Consider the following 17,912-nt stretch of genomic DNA (forward strand, 5'->3'; position numbering starts at 1 on the left):
AAAACGCCCGATCACAAAAAGGATCGGGCGTTTTGTTTATTTCTCATTTTTCATTAACACCAGTGATTGTTTCAACGTTGCCAAGATGCCATTGTCGTTATAGATCAAGACATTTGATTTGTACATTTTTGCAGAAACCAGCATCAGGACGATCGTGGTAACAGCAAGGATCCCTACTGAAATCAACGCTCCGCCAATCCCCACTGTATCATTAGCAAGCCGTACTGGCATAATATACGAGGACAAGAATGGGATATAAGAAGTTACTCGTAAAACAACGTTATGCGGATCCATACCGCCTAGTACGATTCCTAGCATATACCCGCCCAACGAAAGATACGTCACTGGAATAATGGCTTTCGCCGTATCTTCTGCTTTGTTCACTAACGACCCGCAAAGGGCTGACAAGACAGAATAGATCAAGATTCCTAAGAAGACGAAAACGATCGCAAACACGAGGAAAGGACCAAAAATGCCATCTGATGAAAAACTTGCCAATAAGTCTTTTACCATGGAGTTGTCCTTGATCCAGAAATAACTCCCGCCAAAAATCGCAACATACGCAACTAGCTGGGTCGCTGCAACCATGATCACCCCAGTTAATTTGGCGTAGTAATGGGTTTGTGCTCGCGTACTAGACAAAATGACTTCCATAATGCGCGTTCCTTTTTCAGAAGCAATTTCTTGCGCAATGATTTGTGCGTAAGTGATGATAAAGAAAAAGAGAACGATTGTTGCGATGGTACTAACTGCTGCTTGCATCGCGGTATTATCTTCTCCATAGGTCATTTCGCCACCTTCACTGAAGGAAACTTTTTGCCGGTCAAGTGGTGCAACTTCACTAAGAACTGCCACTTGCTCAGCAGTCAAACCAAGCTCGCTAGCTCGAAAGGATGACTGCAAGCCCGTCAATAATTGTTGGATCGTCAGCTCTAAAGCTTGCCCCATCGAGGACTCGCTTAATAATTCCCCTTGCAGCGTATCCCCTGAAGCAGTAATAACTAACAAGGCATCAGCATCTTTGTCAGCCAACTGTTGTTGTCCTTGTTCTTCGCTTTCCACAACTTCAAATTCATAATCATCGCTACTTTGCTCCACAAAGGTCTGCGCAATGGCTGGTTCATTCGCATAAACGACAATTTTATCCACACTGCTCATACCATCGGCAAAGTAACTAATCAGATAAAATCCGCCCATTGCAATGAATGGAACCAATATCATAATCAAAAACGAAATTGATTTGATATTTTTCTTATAAACATCTAATGCGATTACCCAAAACTTATTCATTTGTTTTTCCTGCCTTCCGCTTAAAGATTTCTTCTAACGTTGGCGGTTGTTGATTGAACATAGGGATATAACCATCCGCCGTCGCTAAATCAAATAAGGTTTTTCCTACTGCAGGATCAGCGATCGTAATATCATAGCTGCCGTCTTCTCTGGCAATGACTTCCTCAACACCTGCCACTGCCAAAAGCTGTTCTTTCGTCAAATTAGACTCCAAATAAACTTTCGTCCGTCCAAAGGATTCACGAATTTCATGGACCTTTCCGTTTAAGACAGTTTGACCATCCCTTAGCATAATCAAGTGGTCACAGATTTTTTCTACGTTATCCATATTATGACTGGAGAAGATGACACAAGAGCCATTTTTTTTCAGTTCAATGATCCCGTTTTTCAACAGTTCCGCGTTGACTGGGTCTAAGCCACTAAACGGTTCATCTAGAATCACTAATTTTGGTTCATGGATCAACGTTGAAATTAGCTGAACTTTTTGCTGATTTCCTTTTGATAAAGATTTGACTTTATCAGTTTTCTTGCCTTTGACTTTAAACTTGTCCATCCAATAGTCGATTTTGGGTACGATGTCTTCTTTCTTTTTGCCACGTAAACGCGCGAAGTAGATTAATTGATCTTCAATCGTGACTTTTGGATACAAGCCGCGTTCTTCTGGCAGATAGCCAATAAGATTGTATTCTTTTTCACTAATTTTGTGACCATCCCATAATACTTCTCCTTGATCGGCTTTCAAAAAATCCAAGATCAATCGGAATGTCGTCGTTTTTCCTGCTCCGTTTTGACCAATTAATCCCATAATCTGACCATCATTGATGGTAAAGGACAATTGATCGACTGCTGTATAATCCCCAAATGTTTTTACTAGCTGTTTTGCTTCTAACACATGCTCACCTTCCCTGTCTAATAAAATATGTCACTAAAGAAAAAACCGATAATGGCACCAACGATTGCTCCTGCAACCATCAAGATGATAGAGTCGCGGATCACCCGTTGGCGTTTCGCCAGTTTCTCTGGTTCATTGTAATAACTTGCTCGATTTTTGTATAAAAATTTCATCAAAATCGTGGTCAATCCTACCCCTATCGGAATAAATACTAGCCCAGTAATCAATCCTAGCCCAAAGGACCAAAAGGGATTTGTACGAATATTGAAATAACGAATGGAAAAATAAATCACTGCTAAAATTGCTAAACTGACCACTGAAAATAGAATCGATTTTTTCATCAAATAGCGCGTCTCATTATCGATTCGTTCTTGATAGCTTTCTTGATCGCTGAAAATCGCTGGTGTATCCGGAGATGCTTTAAAATAAAAATACCGATCTTTATAATTGCTGATATAGGTCCAGCCCCCAGCTTGATACATCGCTAGGTAATCAACGATCTCAGAAGGATCTCCTTCGAAAAAGTCCACTGCATATTTGGTCGTTTCCGATTTTCCTTTGATAAACTTCAAAAACCCTAACCGATTCATCTTCACAAAATGCCAGCCCATTGACGCTTGTTTTTGTAAACGAACCATTTCCTTTTCCGGATAATAGGCGACTCCAAGAGAAAGAAGATATTTCTTATTGATGCCCATCTTGTTCCCCTCCTAACGCTTCGAAGACCTGTTCTCCGATTTGATAAAATAGTTTGCGTCGCTGAATATCTTTCTCCAGAACCTGTCTTCCTTCTGGTGTGATCTGATAGATTTTTTTTCGATCGACGCTTTCTTCTAAATCGATCCACCCCTTTTTCGTCAGCTTTTTCAAAATCGTATACATCGTCGCGGGGCCAATCTCAAATGTTCCTTGGCTTAGCTCATGGATTTGTTTCATAATGACATACCCATGTTTTGGCTTTAAAAGCGCTAATAAAATCAAATAGGTTGAATCTGTCAATGCCTCATCCATTTGATTCCTCCATCCCACTAACTATATCACTTAATGATATATTATCGAATGATATAGCCAGCGTCAATCTTTTTTTTTTGGAAAATAAAAGCCGTCTCCGTTGACGGAAACGACTTTTGATCATTAATTAGCAATTTTGACGGGCGTATTATAAGGCATGTTATAGTAAAACCATTTGGCATCCGGCACTGCTAATCGAATACAGCCATGAGAAGCCCGAGTGCCTAATTTTCGTCCTTCAACGGAACTAAAAGCATTGGTGGACCAAGCGATACTCGTTGGGATCGTATGGAATAAATAGACCCCATGGTCTTTAAAGGAACGGTAGTAGGCGGCTCCTGAAAAAGCTAAGCCTTTTTCTGCTTGGATGCGAAAATTCCCTAAAGGTGTTGGTGTATTGAAGGCACCGGTCGAGCAAAGCATCGTATAAATCACTTTATTCCCTGATTTGATATAAACCCGCTGTTTGCTGATGGATACTTCAATATTTAAGTTTTGAACGTTTAATGAAGGATATTTTCCTCCAGTAGTATACATCCAAAAGTTACTATTTACATTTGTGGTTTGATTTTCCTTGACCCAACCGATTCGACCGGCTGGCGAAACGAGATACAGGTAGTTGCCATCACTCGTTTTTGCTAGTTTGGTCGCTTGTGCCATATACCCTTTGTAGGCACTCTTTTTCCCAAGTTTCGTACTATTTGGATCAGCTTTTTCAAAGAAATTGCCATCCCCATTCTTGACGACCACGTAGCGGCTAATGTTGCTTTGAGAGGTGATCGTATGGGCATTAGTCACCCCACTTGCATTGATGTAACCCAGCCACTTGTTATTGAGATAAAGTGAATAGTAGGTGGAGCCGTTGAAATGTTGATATTTCCCAGTAACTTGAATATTCTTGTTCATATAATCAGCGCTGCTGCCTTTTTTCTTCGCAAAAGCTAAATCTTGCCATAAGGTATAATTCTTACTTTTTAGGCGGACTGTGCGTTTTTCACTTTGCCAAGTACCGCCTTGATTGTTGGCAACCGTTGCTGCATCGGCATTTAAGTAGCCGATCCATTTTCCGTTAGCATCATAAAGGGACAAGTAGACACCGCCATTGACATGGTTATATCTTCCTTTTGCAAGATAGGTTTTTCCCGCTAATTTCGTTGTAGTATTTTTCTTACTCGACCAACGGAAATCCCCCCAAATCGTGTAATTTTTCTTGGTCAATGTCACATATTTTCCGTAGGATTGATAGGCACCTTGTGCATCCGTCGTTAACTTAACACCCGAGGCATTGATATAGCCTAGCCATTTATTGTTATTTGTATAAAGGGAATAGTACGTCGACCCATTCAAGTGACGATATTTCCCAGTAACTTTGACTGTTTTGCCATTTAAAGCGGCTGTCGTTCCTTTCTTCGCTGTCCAATTAAAATTTTGCCATAGCGTATAATTCCCGCTGATGATCGTGGCATATTTTGATTCAGACTGCCATGCACCACCAGGAGTTGTCGCTAACTTAACACCGGCGGCTTTTATCCAACCGATGAGAACATTTTTATTTGAATACAATGCGTAATAGGCTACGTTATTATTCGTCGTGAATATTTCTTTGATTTCAAAGGTTTGACCATTAATGCTTGAAGAGGTGCTCGTTTTTTTATCTAAAAACACATCTTGCCAAATCGGTTCTTTCGCACTTGTGATGGTTGCATATTTCTTCTCGGTTTTGAAGGTTCCGCCGGCAACTTTCACTGCTGCTTCTGCTACGACACCGATAACCTTTCGATCGTCGCGAATTTCAAGATAGGTCTGCTTATCGGTATCTTGATACCGTTTGACACTACGGTATACCTTGCCAGCTAATTCATCGATCGTTCCTTGTTCGATCAATTGATCCTTCTCAAAACGGTAAAGGATTTTGTGTGTTTCTGGATCCGTTGCTACGACCGGCTTGATTTTTACATATTGGTTTTTATCTGCAACTGGTTCAACATCAATGTTCCCAAGTTCTGGTTCTTCCGAAGTTTCTTCCGTCGATTGAGTAGATGAGTCTTGGGTGGCCTCGGTCTGACTGGTCTCAGTCGTAGCCGTGCCAGTACTTGACGTTGTTTCTGATGAAGAGGTAGACGTTGATGAGGACTCTGTTGTCGAACTTGACTCTATACTTTCAGTGCTGGCCTCTTGAGATGATGCTGCGCTTTCTTCTGAGAAACTTTCTGACGTCGTCTCTTGCGCAGCGAAAGAAGCTGTTGTCGAATCTCCTTCATTTGCTGCATAGACTTGTGTGATCGTTCCTACGAAGGGTGCGACCAGTACCCCAACAATCGCAACGCCTTGAAATAACCCGCGTTTCAACTTTTTCATTTTTATTCCCCCTTTAATCCTATTTTGGTATCACTTTCTTACTATATAAACGAGATATTTTTTAGTGCCACTCCCCACTTTAAGTATACCACTGCCGAAAGAAATATCTAAAAAAAACCTCCCAAAAACAAAAAAGCAATAGCCTCTTTCGGCTATTGCTTCAAAAACACTTATTCTATTACATATGTTCCGCAACTAAAGCTTTCAATTGATCTTTTGTATGCACCCCAATTGCTTTATCAACGACTTGACCGTCTTTTTTCAACAACAAAGTAGGAATAGACATGATCCCGAATGAAGCAGGTGTTTCAGGATTTTCATCCACATCCATTTTCACGATCTTCAATTCGTCTTCCTCATATTCATTCGCTAATTGTTCCAAGATCGGTGCTTGCATACGACAAGGGCCACACCAAGTTGCCCAAAAATCAATAAGGACTAAGCCTTTATCGGTTTCTTCTGAAAAAGTTTTATCGGTTATTTCTTTTGCCATCGTACTTCCCCTCCATTTTTAAAACTAAAAAAAGTATACCACGTATCGTAAGTTTTTTAAAATCGTCTGCTTACAAAAGGTAAGGGTTCTTAACGTTTAGTTAAACTTCACAATGGTCGCTCCATTGCCCCCTTGGTTTGCTGGCGCAAATTCAAAACTTTTCACCGAGCGATGATTTTTTAGGTAGTCAGTGATCCCTTGACGCAATGCGCCAGTTCCTTTACCGTGAACGATCGTCACCTGCGGATAGCCTGCCAAAATTGCTGCATCCAAATACTGATCCACTTCATTGAGGGCTTCTTCGTACCGCTTGCCGCGTAAATCCAACTGATTGACCACTGGACTGCTGTCAGCAGAACGAATCGTATTAACGATACGCTGTGTAGGCTCCTTCACTGGCGCTGCTGGTTGGAGATCTGTTTCTGGCAAATTCATTTTCAGAATGCCGATTTGGACTTGCCACTGATTTTTACCGGCTTTTTTCAACAGTACCCCACGCTGCCCATAAGAAGTTACGAGTACCTCGTCTCCTTCTTTCAGCGTCTTGGCTGCTTTGGCTTTTTGCAGAACCTTGTTTTTTTGCAGATGTTCTTCTTGCTGCAGTCCTGATAGCTTGGTGCGCGCGTCGATCAGTTCGTGTTCTTTGACCTTCGTTTGACCGCCGGCTAACTGCATTTTACGAATATCGGCAATGATTTTTTCAGATTCCTCTTTAGCCTCTTCTACGATTTGATTGGCTTTTTGACGGGCTTTTGCCAATTCTTTTTCGCGTTCTTCAAAGAAATAACTGTAAGCTGCTTCTAATTCTTGGTGCAAGCGGGCTGCTTCTTTTACATGATGACGAACTTCCAGATACTCGGTTTCCGTCATTTTTCTTCGATTTTCTAAATCAGCGATCATTTCATTCAGGTCTTGGCTTTCTCCGTCCATGATCTCTTTGGCTTGATCAATGATCGTCTCTGGCAAGCCAAGTCTTTTCGAAATCTCAAACGCATTGCTTCGTCCCGGAACCCCGATCAACAAGCGATAGGTCGGACTTAAGGTATCGACATCAAACTCCATAGAGGCGTTGATCGTATTGGATCGGTTATAGCCATAAACTTTCAATTCTGGATAATGGGTCGTCGCCATGACATAAGCCGACTTAGCCCCAAGTTCGTCCAGAATCGCAATTGCTAGTGCTGCCCCTTCTTGGGGATCGGTCCCAGCACCTAGTTCATCAAAAAGCACCAGACTTGTTTCGTCGACTTTTTTCAACACATCAACGATCGTTGTCATATGTGAAGAAAAGGTCGATAGACTTTGCTCAATGGATTGTTCATCACCAATGTCCGCAAAAATCTCATTGAAGATCCCCATTTGGCTTTCTTCTTCTGCCAAGATTGGTAAGCCGGCTTGGCCCATGATCTGCAATAGCCCTAATGTTTTTAAGGTGATGGTTTTTCCGCCGGTATTCGGCCCAGTAATGACAACAGCTTGATAGTCTTTTCCAATCGTAATATCGTTAGGAACGACTTTTTCTTGATCGATCAATGGATGACGTGCTTTTTTAAAAAAGACATGGTTATCTTGATTGATCGCTGGTACGATTGCCTTCATCTCTTTCCCAAAACGAGCCTTGGCATTCATGAAATCCATGATTCCGATCACATATGCATTATGGAGGATCTCTCTTTGGTACGGAGCTAACTCTGCTGATAATTCCGCCAAAATACGAGTGATTTCGTCCCGTTCCGCAATTTGATGCTGACGCAAGCGGTTATTTTGTTCCACTACTTGTTTCGGTTCGATAAACAAGGTTTGACCAGATGAACTTTGGTCGTGAACCACGCCGCCGAAAACACCTCGGTATTCTTGTTTGACTGGAATCACATAACGCTCATTTCGCATGGTTACGATCGTATCACTTAGATACTTTGCATTGCCACCTCGGACGATGCCATCCAATGTCTCACGGATCGTCCGTTCTGCTCGTCGGATCGATTGACGAATTCCCCGAAGTGCTGGAGAGGCATCGTCTGTGACTCGGCCATCCTCATCGATAGCTTCTTTCAAGCGACGATTCAAGGTTGGTAAAGAAACCAACTGTTCTTCCCAGTGATACAAGCGGGAAAATTCAATCTCACTTTCAGACAAATCAGCAAAAAAGCGTTTCAATTCCTGCGTAGTTGATAAGACGCGGGCAACTTGTGCCAATTCAACGCCGTTTAAATCTGCGCCGATTTCGATCCGTTTCATTTGGGGACGAATATTCTCAATTTTTGGTACAGGGATTCCGCCTCTTAAACGCTGGATCTTGATCGCGTCTTCTGTTTCTGCTAGCCAAGAGGAAATGACTTGCGCATCACTTGATGGCACAAGCTTTGCTAAGGCTTCTTTTCCTTGGGCTGTTACGATATACTGACCGATTTGACTCTTTACTTGTTCAAATCCTAAAACATCAAGGATCTTAGTATTCATTCTTTTCTCACCTGCTTTGTTTTAACTTTTTGTTCCTAAGAAAAAGGCAGAATGGCTCTGCAACCATCTGCCTGCTTTTTACCCAATCACATCTGTGATCCACAATCGATAGAAGTAATCTGAGAGAATCGGTGACCGATCAACGATGAAATTCGCAGTTCCGCTCGTTTCAAACAGATTTTGAATCGTGGCAAACGGGATCATTGAGAGAATCATGAAAAACATATACAAATTGATATACATCAAGATGACATTCAAAACACCCGCAACTGCCCAGTCATAGCCGCCTAAAAAACGTAGGCGTTTGTAACGCAAACTGTCTGCAAAAATCACTAATAGTTTGGTGATCAGCCAACCAGCAAAGAGTACCATCACAAAAGCGATGGCCGCATAATAGGCTTTGTCTAAATCTAAAGCCAGTTCCATATCGTAGTATTTTAACTTTGAATCCGCCGTTACTGACATATAAGGAACATAGAGCTCAATTTTTTTCGCAATTTCTTGGTAATTCGCAACTGCAAAGAAAAAAGAGAGCAAATAGCCCAAAACTGAGACCAATTGTAAACTGGTTCCGCGCCGCGCGCCGCCGTAAAAGGCTGCCAACAACAAAACCAAGACAAATAATCCAATCATTTAGGAATCCTTTCTACGCCGCACTACCCATGGGCTGTCTTTTCTTGAATTTTTCGTTTCCTTTGTTCATTTAAGATCTGTTGTGCTTCCACATGATTATGGATCTCCACATCACTGCGACCTGTCTCATCGAGAACTTTCCGTGCTTCGGATTCGATTGCTTCGATCCGCTTGATGCGATTCTCAAGCTCCGTTGCTTTAATGGCTTGTCCCCGCAACTCGTCCACTTTTTTTTGTAGAACCAAAAGCTGTTCTTGTTTTTTCAGCTGGTCGGAAACAGCGTTGATCGCTAATAAGATCGACGCTTGTTCTTGATCGGTTTGTGGCGATAATTGCATGATCTCAAGCAGTTGGTCATTGACCAATCTTGTCACCATATCCATGTGTTCTTTGCTTTCGCGTCCAATAATCGTGTAACTTTGATTCGCGATAACTGCTTTATAGCGTTTCTTTTGCTCCGTCATAGGAATATTTCCTCCCATTGCTTACATTCTGCTCTATTCTATCACTTATTGAACATGTGTCGCAAACTCTTAACTATTATACGTGATTTTCTTATGAATTTCCATGCCAATCGTTTGTTTGCTGATCGTCTTAGTAAAAAAGAATAAGAAGTATGGTAAAATCTTAAAGTATCCTTTTGTCTACCTAAGAAAAGACAAAAAAACAGGAGGAATCAAATGAGTACGATCGTTATCAAAGTACCAACTTCAACTATCCAAAAGATGCAGCAATTTTACCAACGAGAACTGCTGGCTAAGAAAGTTCCTTATACAGTGTTTGTCGCCAAAAAAGGGCCAACGACGATCACTGCTTATACGTCTGGAAAAGTCATGTTTCAAGGAGCGACTGCTGAAAAAGAAGCTTCCTTATGGGGCGATACGGCAAGTGCTGTACCGGATAAGAAAAAAGCGACTGTTTCAACCACTGCGTTGCCAGCAGGATTTAGCGAAAAAAGCGTCGTCGGCAGTGACGAGGTCGGCAACGGCAGTTATTTCGGTCCTTTGGTGGTCTGTGCCGTCTATGCCAAAAAAGAGCAATTGCCACAGCTGAAAGCCTTAGGTGTCAAGGACTCAAAAATGCTGACAGATCCAGAGATCCGTAAGATGGCGCCGAAAATCAAAGAATTGGTTCCTTACCAATTGCTCACTGTTACACCCAGCAAATACAACGAGATCCAACCAAAATACAACACGGTCCGAATGAAAGTTGCTTTGCATAATCAAGCCATTCGTTTGCTTTTGCAAAAGATTGCTCCTGAGACACCAGATGCCATTTTGATCGATCAGTTCACAAGCGAAAAAAATTATCGCACTTATTTAAAATCGGAACAAGCAGCGGTTACCGAAAAGCTCTATTTTGCGACGAAAGGTGAACAATATCATCTAGCAGTAGCGGCAGCCTCTATTTTATGTCGTACAGTCTTTTTGGATGAATTAGAGGCAGCCTCCAAAGAAGTCGGTATGCGCTTGCCTTCTGGCGCCCACGCAGCTGCTGACCAAGTTGCCGCAAAATTACTGCAGCAAGGTGGCATAGCACTATTGGGCAAATATGCCAAACTGCATTTTGCGAATACCGAAAAAGCACAGAAACTCGCTAAACTGTGAGTTCTCGTATTTTCAAAAAAACTGCCACTGCTTCTGATAAAGGAAGCAGCGGCAGTTTTTGTCCTCAGTACCAGTTAAATGCTGCGAATCAAAGCCCTAAGCCCGCTGCTTCGATTCCCATCGTGATCAACCCAGCCAAATAGTTTTCTGAAAACCGATCTGAAAAGTGTAACTTTGGTAAGACGCCATAATGAAACACTGCTGCCAGCTGCTTTTCCAAAAAAGAGCGCGGCACAAGCGCCTGCCACTCAGAGGGCAAAAACAAAATGACTTGATGCGGGTCCGTGACTGCCACGATCGCTTGAAGAGTGGCAGTCACTTGCTCTTGGATCGCCTCTGTTGCCAAAGGGTAAGAAACTTTGTAAAGATGCGGCAAATGCTTGATTTCGCCACTTAAATGGTTGGCTCCTTTAAAGAGCTGTTGGTCGATGACCAGTCCCGCACCTGGTGGATAATTTTTTGGAAAATAAATGCCAGCCACGATTTTTTTCTCTTCTTTAAAATGAAATACCGCAGCATTCACGTCATTCTCAATAAGCGCTTTTACAGCGATCTCCTTTTCAATCAATTCCCCTAGCGCCATGTCCTTAAATGCTGGAGCATCCATGATCTTCAGTCTTCCAGCAATTTCCACACCCGGAATCCCCACGACTGCCAAGCTGATTTTCGGGTATTCCTGTTTTATCTGACGAATCACTTGCAAGAACTGCGGCAATCGGCCCTCTGCTGACTGCTCATGATGCAAAATGTTCCCCACGAGATCAACAACTGAAAAACGAATCACGATCTGCTGGTCTTCTTCGATAAACTGAATGATCAACAGCAGTGTCCGTTGCGCATTGTACTGGTAAGCCGCAGCTTGACGTCCCCCCGTTCGTTGCGGTTGATCCGTCGTCAAAAGTAGCTGCTTTTCAATCAATTCAGGAAGCAACTTGTTGATTGTTACCACGCTTAATTGAGAGGCATCTGCCAATTGGCGCTTGGTCATAGGCGCTTGCTGCTGTTTTAGCAAATCCAGCAATACTGCCTGATTATGTAATTTAATGGTCGTTGGCTGATAAGCTTTCATTTTTCTCCCCCTCAACGCTCCTATTTTAACAGATAAAAAGCTGGGAATATACCTTTATTAATTTTGTTAACAAAGGTATAATAGAAGCAACTTATTAAACAAAGTTTACTAAGTTCAAAAAGGAACGAAGAAAGAACGACGCATGTTGCGTATTAAAGGAGTTGTCAATAATGAAAATTGAACACATCGCACTATATGTCAATGATTTAGAAAAAATGAGAACATTTTATGAAACCTACTTTCAGGCGGTCAGCAACCAAAAATATCATAATCCGAAAACAGGCTTTCAGTCCTATTTTTTGACCTTTGATTCTGGAAGTCGGTTAGAATTAACGACCAAGAAATTTTTAAGCCCTCGTGTCAGTGAGAGCTTAGGCTACACTCACCTTGCGATTGCAGTAGGTGATCAAGCTGACGTTGATCGATACGCTCAACGGTTTGTTGAAGATGGCTACCCTCTTTTAAATGGTCCTCGTACGACAGGCGATGGCTATTATGAAGCAGTTGTCCAAGACCCCGAAGGCAATTTGATTGAATTAACCACCGACGATTTAACGTCTTAGAAAGGATTTTGCAATGAAAGAAGATTTTGATTATCAAGCGATGTTGGCTGGTCAACTGTATCAAGCTACCGGTATTCTCCCTGAGAATGGCTCAGCGGAGGGGAAAAAACGTGCCCAGGAAATCAACCTTTTACCAGTCGATGACCGAGAAGGAATCATCGCCAAAGAAAAAGCACTCTTTGGCAAATTTGGGCAGCATTGCTTTGTCCAACCACCCCTTTTTGTCGACTATGGTCGCCATGTTGAGATTGGTGATCACTTTTATGCCAATATGGATTGCATTTTTTTAGATGTCAATAAGATTTTGATTGGCGATCATGTGATGGTGGGACCACGGGTCAGCTTCTATACAGCCGGCCATCCGATCGATTCTGTGATCCGCAGTCAAGATTTGGAATTTGGTCTACCGATCACCGTCGAAGATTACGTTTGGATTGGGGGCAATAGTACGATTTTACCAGGTGTCACGATCGGCAAACATGCCATCGTCGCTGCTGGTTCCGTCGTCACAAAAGATGTGCCGCCGAATACGATCGTCGGCGGCAATCCAGCCCGTCTGATCCGTGAGATTCAGCCGACTGACAAAGAGCATTGGGAAACGGCCGCCCAGCTTTATTATCAAAAACGAGCAGACTGGCAGAAGCAGCAAAAATAACGAAACAAAAGGAGACGCCATGATTTTTACAGACTATCACGTTCATAGTGATTACAGCGATGATTCTTGGTATTTGATGGAAGATGTAGTCAAAGACGCCATTAACCTAGGCTTAGCAGAAATCTGCTTTACCGATCATGTGGATTATGGGGTCAAAGAAGACTGGCAAGCGACGGATGCGTACCTCGTCGGAGCCAATAAAGTCGTAAAAAATGTCTACTACGACTTGTATTTTACCGAACTGGCACGCTTAAAGGAAACATACAGTGACCAAATCAAGCTAAAAACTGGGCTGGAATTTGGGATGCAAATGCACACGATCCCACAATTTACCCGTCTTTATCATTCGCATCCCTTTGACTTCATTTTACTTTCCGTTCATCAGGTAGACGATCAAGAATTTTGGACCGGAGAATTTCAAAAAGGACGCAGCCAACAGGAATGCTACGAGCGCTATTATGATGAAATGTATCAGCTGGTCACGACATATAAAGAGTATTCCGTCTTAGCTCATATGGATTTGATTCGTCGTTATTTAGATAAAGAGAAGGACGCTTTTAAACAAACGAAAGAACAAATCGCAGAGATCTTGAAAGTCGTGATCAAAGATGGCAAAGGCATTGAACTGAATACCTCTTCCCACCGTTACGGAATCAATGGGTATACGCCATCGATCGAGATCCTCAAGCTTTATCGTGACTTGGGGGGAAGCGTGCTAACCATCGGCAGCGACAGTCATAAACCAGAGCAGCTCGGGTTTCAAATCAAAGAGGGACAAGATCTTTTACGATCATTAGGATTTACTGAACTCTGTACGTTTGAACAGATGCAGCCGATTTTTCATCGTTTTGCTTAACCTAAAAATCACCTGATAAAACGCATACTGAAGCTACCTCGACTCGTTAGAGTTTTGGTCTAACTGTTCGAGGTTGCTCCATGATCAGGTGATTTTTTGTTGCTCAACGAACCGAATGCTTTCGCGCAAACTCCATGACTGGCGCAAAGTTCAGTAATAATAAGATGGCAATCAGCCCTACGCCAAATAATGCCAGATAAATTGGAACCAAGGCTAACAGCAGCCAACTACTAATGATGATCATAAAACTTAACATATATCGGCTGGATTTCAAAATAAATAATTGGAGATTAAGCAAAAGAGCTTCCTTGATTGAAAGAGACGGTGCCGTTGCGACCACTAAAAAATAGTTGATCGCAAACGTCAAGGCGACGATCAGCAGAAACAGATTTAGCCATTTCAATTCAGTGATTTGGATCGTGACCCTCAGTAACAATAAATTTGCACTACATAACCCAATAACGACTAAAACAGGAAGCCACCCTAGAAGACTATGCTTAAATTTCCTGCGATAGGCCAATAAAAATACTTTTGGGGTACCATCTTTCTCCTTTGCTTCTTTCAAATAGATGAGTAACGCTGTAAAAGCTGGGGCTACTGGCAAGAAGGACAGGAGAAACAATGGTAAGGTGCTAAGTTTGATTTCCATTGTTAGCAATAAAAAAAGAAGGGGTAAATTGAACAACCAAAACAGCAGCGTCCCTAGAAAAGTATAGATAATATAATTTAAATAAGATAGATGATGAAACAGTTTGTAGCTATCTTTTTGATTGATCTCCGGTTGTCGAATATTTTTTTCCATCTGTCGCTCCTTGTAACTCTATTTTTCTATATGCGATCGTCAGTTTTTTCATAAGCTCTTCAACTTATTTTGTCCCGCTATTGCCAATCCCCAAATTGATTTGGAACAAATATTTTTGTCCTAAGAAATAGATAACGATCTGTGGAAGTGTCAGCAGCAATGACATTACCATTAACATCGACATATTGACGGTACCCGCTGGATTGGAGGTGGCGGACATAGATTGTGCGCCTAAAGCTAAGGTCATTTTGCTCGTATCTGATACATAGATCAAAGGACCCATGATGTCGCTCCAAGCAAAGTTAAAGGTAAAAATAGCAATGGCAGCCATCGCTGGTTTGATCAAAGGTAAGACTATTTTGGTAAAGGATCTAAATGGTCCTAAACCATCCATTTCTGCCGCTTCAAATAAGTTTCCCGGAATCGCCGTAATAAATTGGCGAGTAAAAAAGATATTATAGGCAGAGCCAAAGAATTGCGGGATGATCAGTGGCCAAAGAGTGTTATAAAGACCTAAGTTTCTAAAAATCAAAAACACAGGAATCAAGGTGATTTGACCTGGTAACATCATTGTTCCTAATACCAATAGAAACAATTTATTTTTATGTTTATACTTCATTCGGGCAAAGCCAAAAGCAACCAGTGTCGAAGAAATAATTTGTCCAACAATGCTAAGAACGACAATCAGCATCGTGTTGAAAAACCACAACAAGATTGGTCGCTCTCCTGAAAAGGAATCTCTAAACAAATTGGTGAAATTGGACAAATAGAATTCCATCGGCAGTAAAGTGAACTGTTCTTTGATATTTGACTCCGGCGAAGCTAGTGCAATCGAAATCATATAAACGAATGGAATGATCAAAATTCCCGCAAACAAAATCAAGGTCAGATAGATCAATAATTTAGATACTTTGGATAGATTTTTATCTAACACTTACTTCACCTCCTCTTCATAAAATACCCATAAGCTTGAGCTCTTAAGCACGATCAAGGATAAGACCATCACGATCATAAACAACACCCAAGCCATTGCCGAAGCATAGCCCATCCGATAAAATGAAAAGGCATTTCGATAAAGGTACGGAACAATCATTTCGCTGGCATAATCAGGCCCACCACCGGTCATCATATATACTTGAGTAAAGGTTTGAAGGGAGCCAATGACTCCGGTAATCAGGTTGAAAAATAAAATCGGCGAAATTTGGGGAATGGTTATACTAATAAACATCCTGAATCTGGATGCACCATCAAGAAGTGCCGATTCATACATTTCTTCCCCCACACTATTGATAGCAGACAACATCAAAATCATTGTTCCACCGACACCCCATAGAGAAAGGAATACGAAGCTCCAAAGCACATGGTCCTTACTCAACAGCCAAACTGGTCCGTCGATACCAAATAAGGCTAGTGCCTGGTTGACTAGTCCTTTGGAAGAAAGCAAACGGGTAAACAGCATCGTGCTCGCAACGATTGGTACAATGGAGGGTAAGTAATAGATGGTACGAAAAACACGCATCCCTTTCAAATGAAAGCTCAATAAATAAGCCATACCTAATGAAAGTAACAAATTGATTGGAACACTGATCAAGGTATATTGAAAAGTATTTGCTAAAGCTTTTAAAAAAATATCATCCTTAAAAAGACGCAGATAGTTATCAAATCCGATAAAATTAAATTCCGAAAACATATCCCAATCAGTAAAACTCATGATGATCGAAAAAATCATTGGTCCGATGGTAAAACAAACAAACCCAATGATCCAAGGTGAAACAAAGGCAAAAAACCAGCGGGACTGAGTCCGCTTACGCTTTTTTTGATTTAGTTGAAGTTGTGTCGCTGAAATGTCCAATAGGAAACCCTCCTTAACTAAGGTGCTTAAGGAAGAAAATTTTTTCTTCCCTAAGCTATCCTTTCTCTGAATTAATATTGTTCCATGATTTTTTCGCCAGATTCTTGCATTTTCTCAAGCGCTTCTTCTGGTGTTAAACGGCCAAGGAGCATTTCTTTTACTTGATTACTGAACTCACCGGTCAGTTCTCCGTAGTAAGGACCTTCGAAAATACCATCGATCACAACACGTTCTGTCGAGATTCCTACGACGTCCAAGCGAAGATCTTTCCCATTTACTTGTCTATTGGTAAATTCTTCAGAGTTCAATACTTTGATATTGGCAGGAGAATCCACTAAACTTTCACCAAGAATTTTTTGTGCTTCTTCGCTCGTCATATATTCAATGAATCGAAAGGCGGCATCTTGTTTGGTCGATTGCTTAGAAATCGCTAAGGCACTTCCGAAAGGCCATGTAACTTTTTCATTGAAGAAAGGCATCGGTGCAATATCAAAATTTAAATCATCCAGTTGTGTGAAGTTGCCAATATTCCAAAATCCTGTCGTCAACATACCAATTCTACCTTGTGAGAACATTGAATCCGCACCAGACTGCGCAACAGATTCATAAAATTCATATGTGCCAACATAACCGTCTTGGTATAGATTATTAAACCAAGTAAGAACTTCTAAGTTTTCGGGAGAATTGATCACAACCTCATTATTTTCCACAAGGGAACCACCATTGGACTTGATAAATACTCCCCAGTTTGGCACCCAATCCATTCCACTAGCACCATACTGAACCGTTTCGCCGTTTTCTATTTTTGTTAATTTTTCGGCAGCAGCTGTGTATTCTTCAATCGTCCAATCATTTGTCGGGTATTCGATCCCTGCTTCATCAAATAAGTCTTTATTGTAGTAAAGAATTTCCGGGCCCCCTCTATCCGGCAAACCAAATGGTTGGCCATCATAGGTATATTGGGTTATTGCCTCCCCCCAATTGCTTTCTACGTCAATCGATGATTCCTCAATATATTCTGAAAGATCAATAAACAATCCCTTAGAAGCAAAGTTTTGCCCATTTTCTGCCACTTGGACAACGTCAGGTGCTTCATTTCCGGCATACATTGTTTGCAGTTTGGTGTCATAATCACTTGGCACTTGAACGAAGTCTACTTTTATGTCAGGATTCGCTTCCTCAAAGGCTTTGATGCGTGGCTCATAGATGGGAAGGTCACCTTCACCTCCCCACGTATAAAACTGGATCGTTGTGATTTCTCCATCCGAATCATTATTGTTGTTTTCTTGCCCACAAGCAACAAATAAGACTACTGAAGACGCCAATAAAGATGTTTTAGCAATTTTCCCAAAGTTCATAGCCATTTCCCCT

Annotated in this window: 18 protein-coding genes; 4 read left to right on the forward strand and 14 right to left on the reverse strand. The window is 41.6% G+C overall.

The window, feature by feature from the left end:
• Window positions 1-36: 36 nt before the first annotated feature.
• From IGI94_RS12195 to zapA, 9 genes are all read right to left on the reverse strand, one after another.
• Window positions 37-1,290 (reverse strand): ABC transporter permease, encoded by a 1,254-nt coding sequence (locus IGI94_RS12195; RefSeq protein ID WP_008380850.1) that lies wholly within the window; start codon window positions 1,288-1,290, stop codon window positions 37-39.
• Window positions 1,283-2,182 (reverse strand): ABC transporter ATP-binding protein, encoded by a 900-nt coding sequence (locus tag IGI94_RS12200; protein ID WP_005234329.1) that lies wholly within the window; start codon window positions 2,180-2,182, stop codon window positions 1,283-1,285. Before IGI94_RS12200 ends, IGI94_RS12195 begins: the two co-directional genes overlap by 8 nt.
• 17 nt (window positions 2,183-2,199) lie before the next feature.
• The gene (locus tag IGI94_RS12205) at window positions 2,200-2,880 is read right to left on the reverse strand and encodes a DUF2812 domain-containing protein (RefSeq protein ID WP_005234326.1); all 681 of its coding nucleotides are present in this window, start codon (window positions 2,878-2,880) and stop codon (window positions 2,200-2,202) included.
• Window positions 2,867-3,193, reverse strand: a complete 327-nt coding sequence (locus tag IGI94_RS12210; protein WP_005234324.1) for a PadR family transcriptional regulator — start codon at window positions 3,191-3,193, stop codon at window positions 2,867-2,869. Before IGI94_RS12210 ends, IGI94_RS12205 begins: the two co-directional genes overlap by 14 nt.
• 123 nt (window positions 3,194-3,316) lie before the next feature.
• Window positions 3,317-5,551, reverse strand: a complete 2,235-nt coding sequence (locus IGI94_RS12215; protein ID WP_086332633.1) for a L,D-transpeptidase family protein — start codon at window positions 5,549-5,551, stop codon at window positions 3,317-3,319.
• Between the two features lie 178 nt (window positions 5,552-5,729).
• Window positions 5,730-6,044 carry a thioredoxin gene (gene trxA, locus IGI94_RS12220; RefSeq protein ID WP_005228645.1) on the reverse strand — a complete coding sequence of 105 codons (315 nt, stop codon included), beginning with the start codon at window positions 6,042-6,044 and terminating at the stop codon, window positions 5,730-5,732.
• A gap of 96 nt (window positions 6,045-6,140) precedes the next feature.
• Entirely contained in the window at window positions 6,141-8,504 is a 2,364-nt protein-coding gene (locus IGI94_RS12225) for an endonuclease MutS2 (RefSeq protein WP_086332634.1), read from the reverse strand.
• Between the two features lie 78 nt (window positions 8,505-8,582).
• Window positions 8,583-9,137 carry a CvpA family protein gene (locus tag IGI94_RS12230; protein ID WP_016612652.1) on the reverse strand — a complete coding sequence of 185 codons (555 nt, stop codon included), beginning with the start codon at window positions 9,135-9,137 and terminating at the stop codon, window positions 8,583-8,585.
• A 23-nt stretch (window positions 9,138-9,160) separates the two neighbouring features.
• On the reverse strand, window positions 9,161-9,601 hold the full coding sequence (gene zapA, locus IGI94_RS12235; protein WP_005228634.1) for a cell division protein ZapA: 441 nt from the start codon (window positions 9,599-9,601) through the stop codon (window positions 9,161-9,163).
• 216 nt (window positions 9,602-9,817) lie between these two features.
• Between zapA and rnhC the strand changes: the two genes are divergently transcribed.
• Window positions 9,818-10,744, forward strand: coding sequence for a ribonuclease HIII (gene rnhC / locus IGI94_RS12240; protein WP_086332635.1), 927 nt, complete (start codon window positions 9,818-9,820; stop codon window positions 10,742-10,744).
• An 88-nt stretch (window positions 10,745-10,832) separates the two neighbouring features.
• Here the strand turns inward: rnhC and IGI94_RS12245 are convergent, their stop codons facing one another.
• Window positions 10,833-11,813 carry an ROK family protein gene (locus IGI94_RS12245; protein WP_086332636.1) on the reverse strand — a complete coding sequence of 327 codons (981 nt, stop codon included), beginning with the start codon at window positions 11,811-11,813 and terminating at the stop codon, window positions 10,833-10,835.
• A gap of 170 nt (window positions 11,814-11,983) precedes the next feature.
• Here IGI94_RS12245 and IGI94_RS12250 point away from each other — a divergent pair, with 170 nt between their 5' ends.
• From IGI94_RS12250 to IGI94_RS12260, 3 genes are read left to right on the forward strand one after another with little or no spacing between them, the layout of a single operon-like run.
• Window positions 11,984-12,376, forward strand: a complete 393-nt coding sequence (locus tag IGI94_RS12250; protein WP_438899825.1) for a VOC family protein — start codon at window positions 11,984-11,986, stop codon at window positions 12,374-12,376.
• Between the two features lie 13 nt (window positions 12,377-12,389).
• The gene (locus tag IGI94_RS12255) at window positions 12,390-13,031 is read left to right on the forward strand and encodes a sugar O-acetyltransferase (RefSeq protein WP_438899826.1); all 642 of its coding nucleotides are present in this window, start codon (window positions 12,390-12,392) and stop codon (window positions 13,029-13,031) included.
• A gap of 19 nt (window positions 13,032-13,050) precedes the next feature.
• Complete coding sequence (locus IGI94_RS12260) at window positions 13,051-13,887, forward strand: histidinol-phosphatase HisJ family protein (RefSeq protein WP_438899827.1); 837 nt, start codon at window positions 13,051-13,053, stop codon at window positions 13,885-13,887.
• A 103-nt stretch (window positions 13,888-13,990) separates the two neighbouring features.
• Here the strand turns inward: IGI94_RS12260 and IGI94_RS12265 are convergent, their stop codons facing one another.
• From IGI94_RS12265 to IGI94_RS12280, 4 genes are all read right to left on the reverse strand, one after another.
• The gene (locus tag IGI94_RS12265) at window positions 13,991-14,689 is read right to left on the reverse strand and encodes a DUF624 domain-containing protein (protein ID WP_016612657.1); all 699 of its coding nucleotides are present in this window, start codon (window positions 14,687-14,689) and stop codon (window positions 13,991-13,993) included.
• 64 nt (window positions 14,690-14,753) lie between these two features.
• Window positions 14,754-15,623 carry a carbohydrate ABC transporter permease gene (locus IGI94_RS12270; protein WP_016619769.1) on the reverse strand — a complete coding sequence of 290 codons (870 nt, stop codon included), beginning with the start codon at window positions 15,621-15,623 and terminating at the stop codon, window positions 14,754-14,756.
• Complete coding sequence (locus IGI94_RS12275; protein WP_223347117.1) at window positions 15,624-16,541, reverse strand: carbohydrate ABC transporter permease; 918 nt, start codon at window positions 16,539-16,541, stop codon at window positions 15,624-15,626.
• 71 nt (window positions 16,542-16,612) lie between these two features.
• Window positions 16,613-17,899, reverse strand: coding sequence for an ABC transporter substrate-binding protein (locus tag IGI94_RS12280; protein ID WP_233499057.1), 1,287 nt, complete (start codon window positions 17,897-17,899; stop codon window positions 16,613-16,615).
• Between the last annotated feature and the right edge of the window lie 13 nt (window positions 17,900-17,912).

The sequence above is a fragment of the Enterococcus sp. AZ149 genome (assembly GCF_051714285.1).
GTDB classification, from domain to species: domain Bacteria; phylum Bacillota; class Bacilli; order Lactobacillales; family Enterococcaceae; genus Enterococcus_D; species Enterococcus_D entomosocium.

What these genes read in the sequence shown, in the direction of transcription:
- IGI94_RS12245 (WP_086332636.1), bottom strand. Translation starts at nt 11,813, where the DNA reads ATGAAAGCTTATCAGCCAACGACCATTAAATTACATAATCAGGCAGTA.
- IGI94_RS12260 (WP_438899827.1), top strand. Translation starts at nt 13,051, where the DNA reads ATGATTTTTACAGACTATCACGTTCATAGTGATTACAGCGATGATTCT.
- trxA (WP_005228645.1), bottom strand. Translation starts at nt 6,044, where the DNA reads ATGGCAAAAGAAATAACCGATAAAACTTTTTCAGAAGAAACCGATAAA.
- IGI94_RS12255 (WP_438899826.1), top strand. Translation starts at nt 12,390, where the DNA reads ATGAAAGAAGATTTTGATTATCAAGCGATGTTGGCTGGTCAACTGTAT.
- IGI94_RS12205 (WP_005234326.1), bottom strand. Translation starts at nt 2,880, where the DNA reads ATGGGCATCAATAAGAAATATCTTCTTTCTCTTGGAGTCGCCTATTAT.
- IGI94_RS12215 (WP_086332633.1), bottom strand. Translation starts at nt 5,551, where the DNA reads ATGAAAAAGTTGAAACGCGGGTTATTTCAAGGCGTTGCGATTGTTGGG.
- IGI94_RS12265 (WP_016612657.1), bottom strand. Translation starts at nt 14,689, where the DNA reads ATGGAAAAAAATATTCGACAACCGGAGATCAATCAAAAAGATAGCTAC.
- IGI94_RS12210 (WP_005234324.1), bottom strand. Translation starts at nt 3,193, where the DNA reads ATGGATGAGGCATTGACAGATTCAACCTATTTGATTTTATTAGCGCTT.
- zapA (WP_005228634.1), bottom strand. Translation starts at nt 9,601, where the DNA reads ATGACGGAGCAAAAGAAACGCTATAAAGCAGTTATCGCGAATCAAAGT.
- IGI94_RS12250 (WP_438899825.1), top strand. Translation starts at nt 11,984, where the DNA reads ATGAAAATTGAACACATCGCACTATATGTCAATGATTTAGAAAAAATG.
- IGI94_RS12280 (WP_233499057.1), bottom strand. Translation starts at nt 17,899, where the DNA reads ATGAACTTTGGGAAAATTGCTAAAACATCTTTATTGGCGTCTTCAGTA.
- IGI94_RS12230 (WP_016612652.1), bottom strand. Translation starts at nt 9,137, where the DNA reads ATGATTGGATTATTTGTCTTGGTTTTGTTGTTGGCAGCCTTTTACGGC.
- rnhC (WP_086332635.1), top strand. Translation starts at nt 9,818, where the DNA reads ATGAGTACGATCGTTATCAAAGTACCAACTTCAACTATCCAAAAGATG.
- IGI94_RS12195 (WP_008380850.1), bottom strand. Translation starts at nt 1,290, where the DNA reads ATGAATAAGTTTTGGGTAATCGCATTAGATGTTTATAAGAAAAATATC.
- IGI94_RS12225 (WP_086332634.1), bottom strand. Translation starts at nt 8,504, where the DNA reads ATGAATACTAAGATCCTTGATGTTTTAGGATTTGAACAAGTAAAGAGT.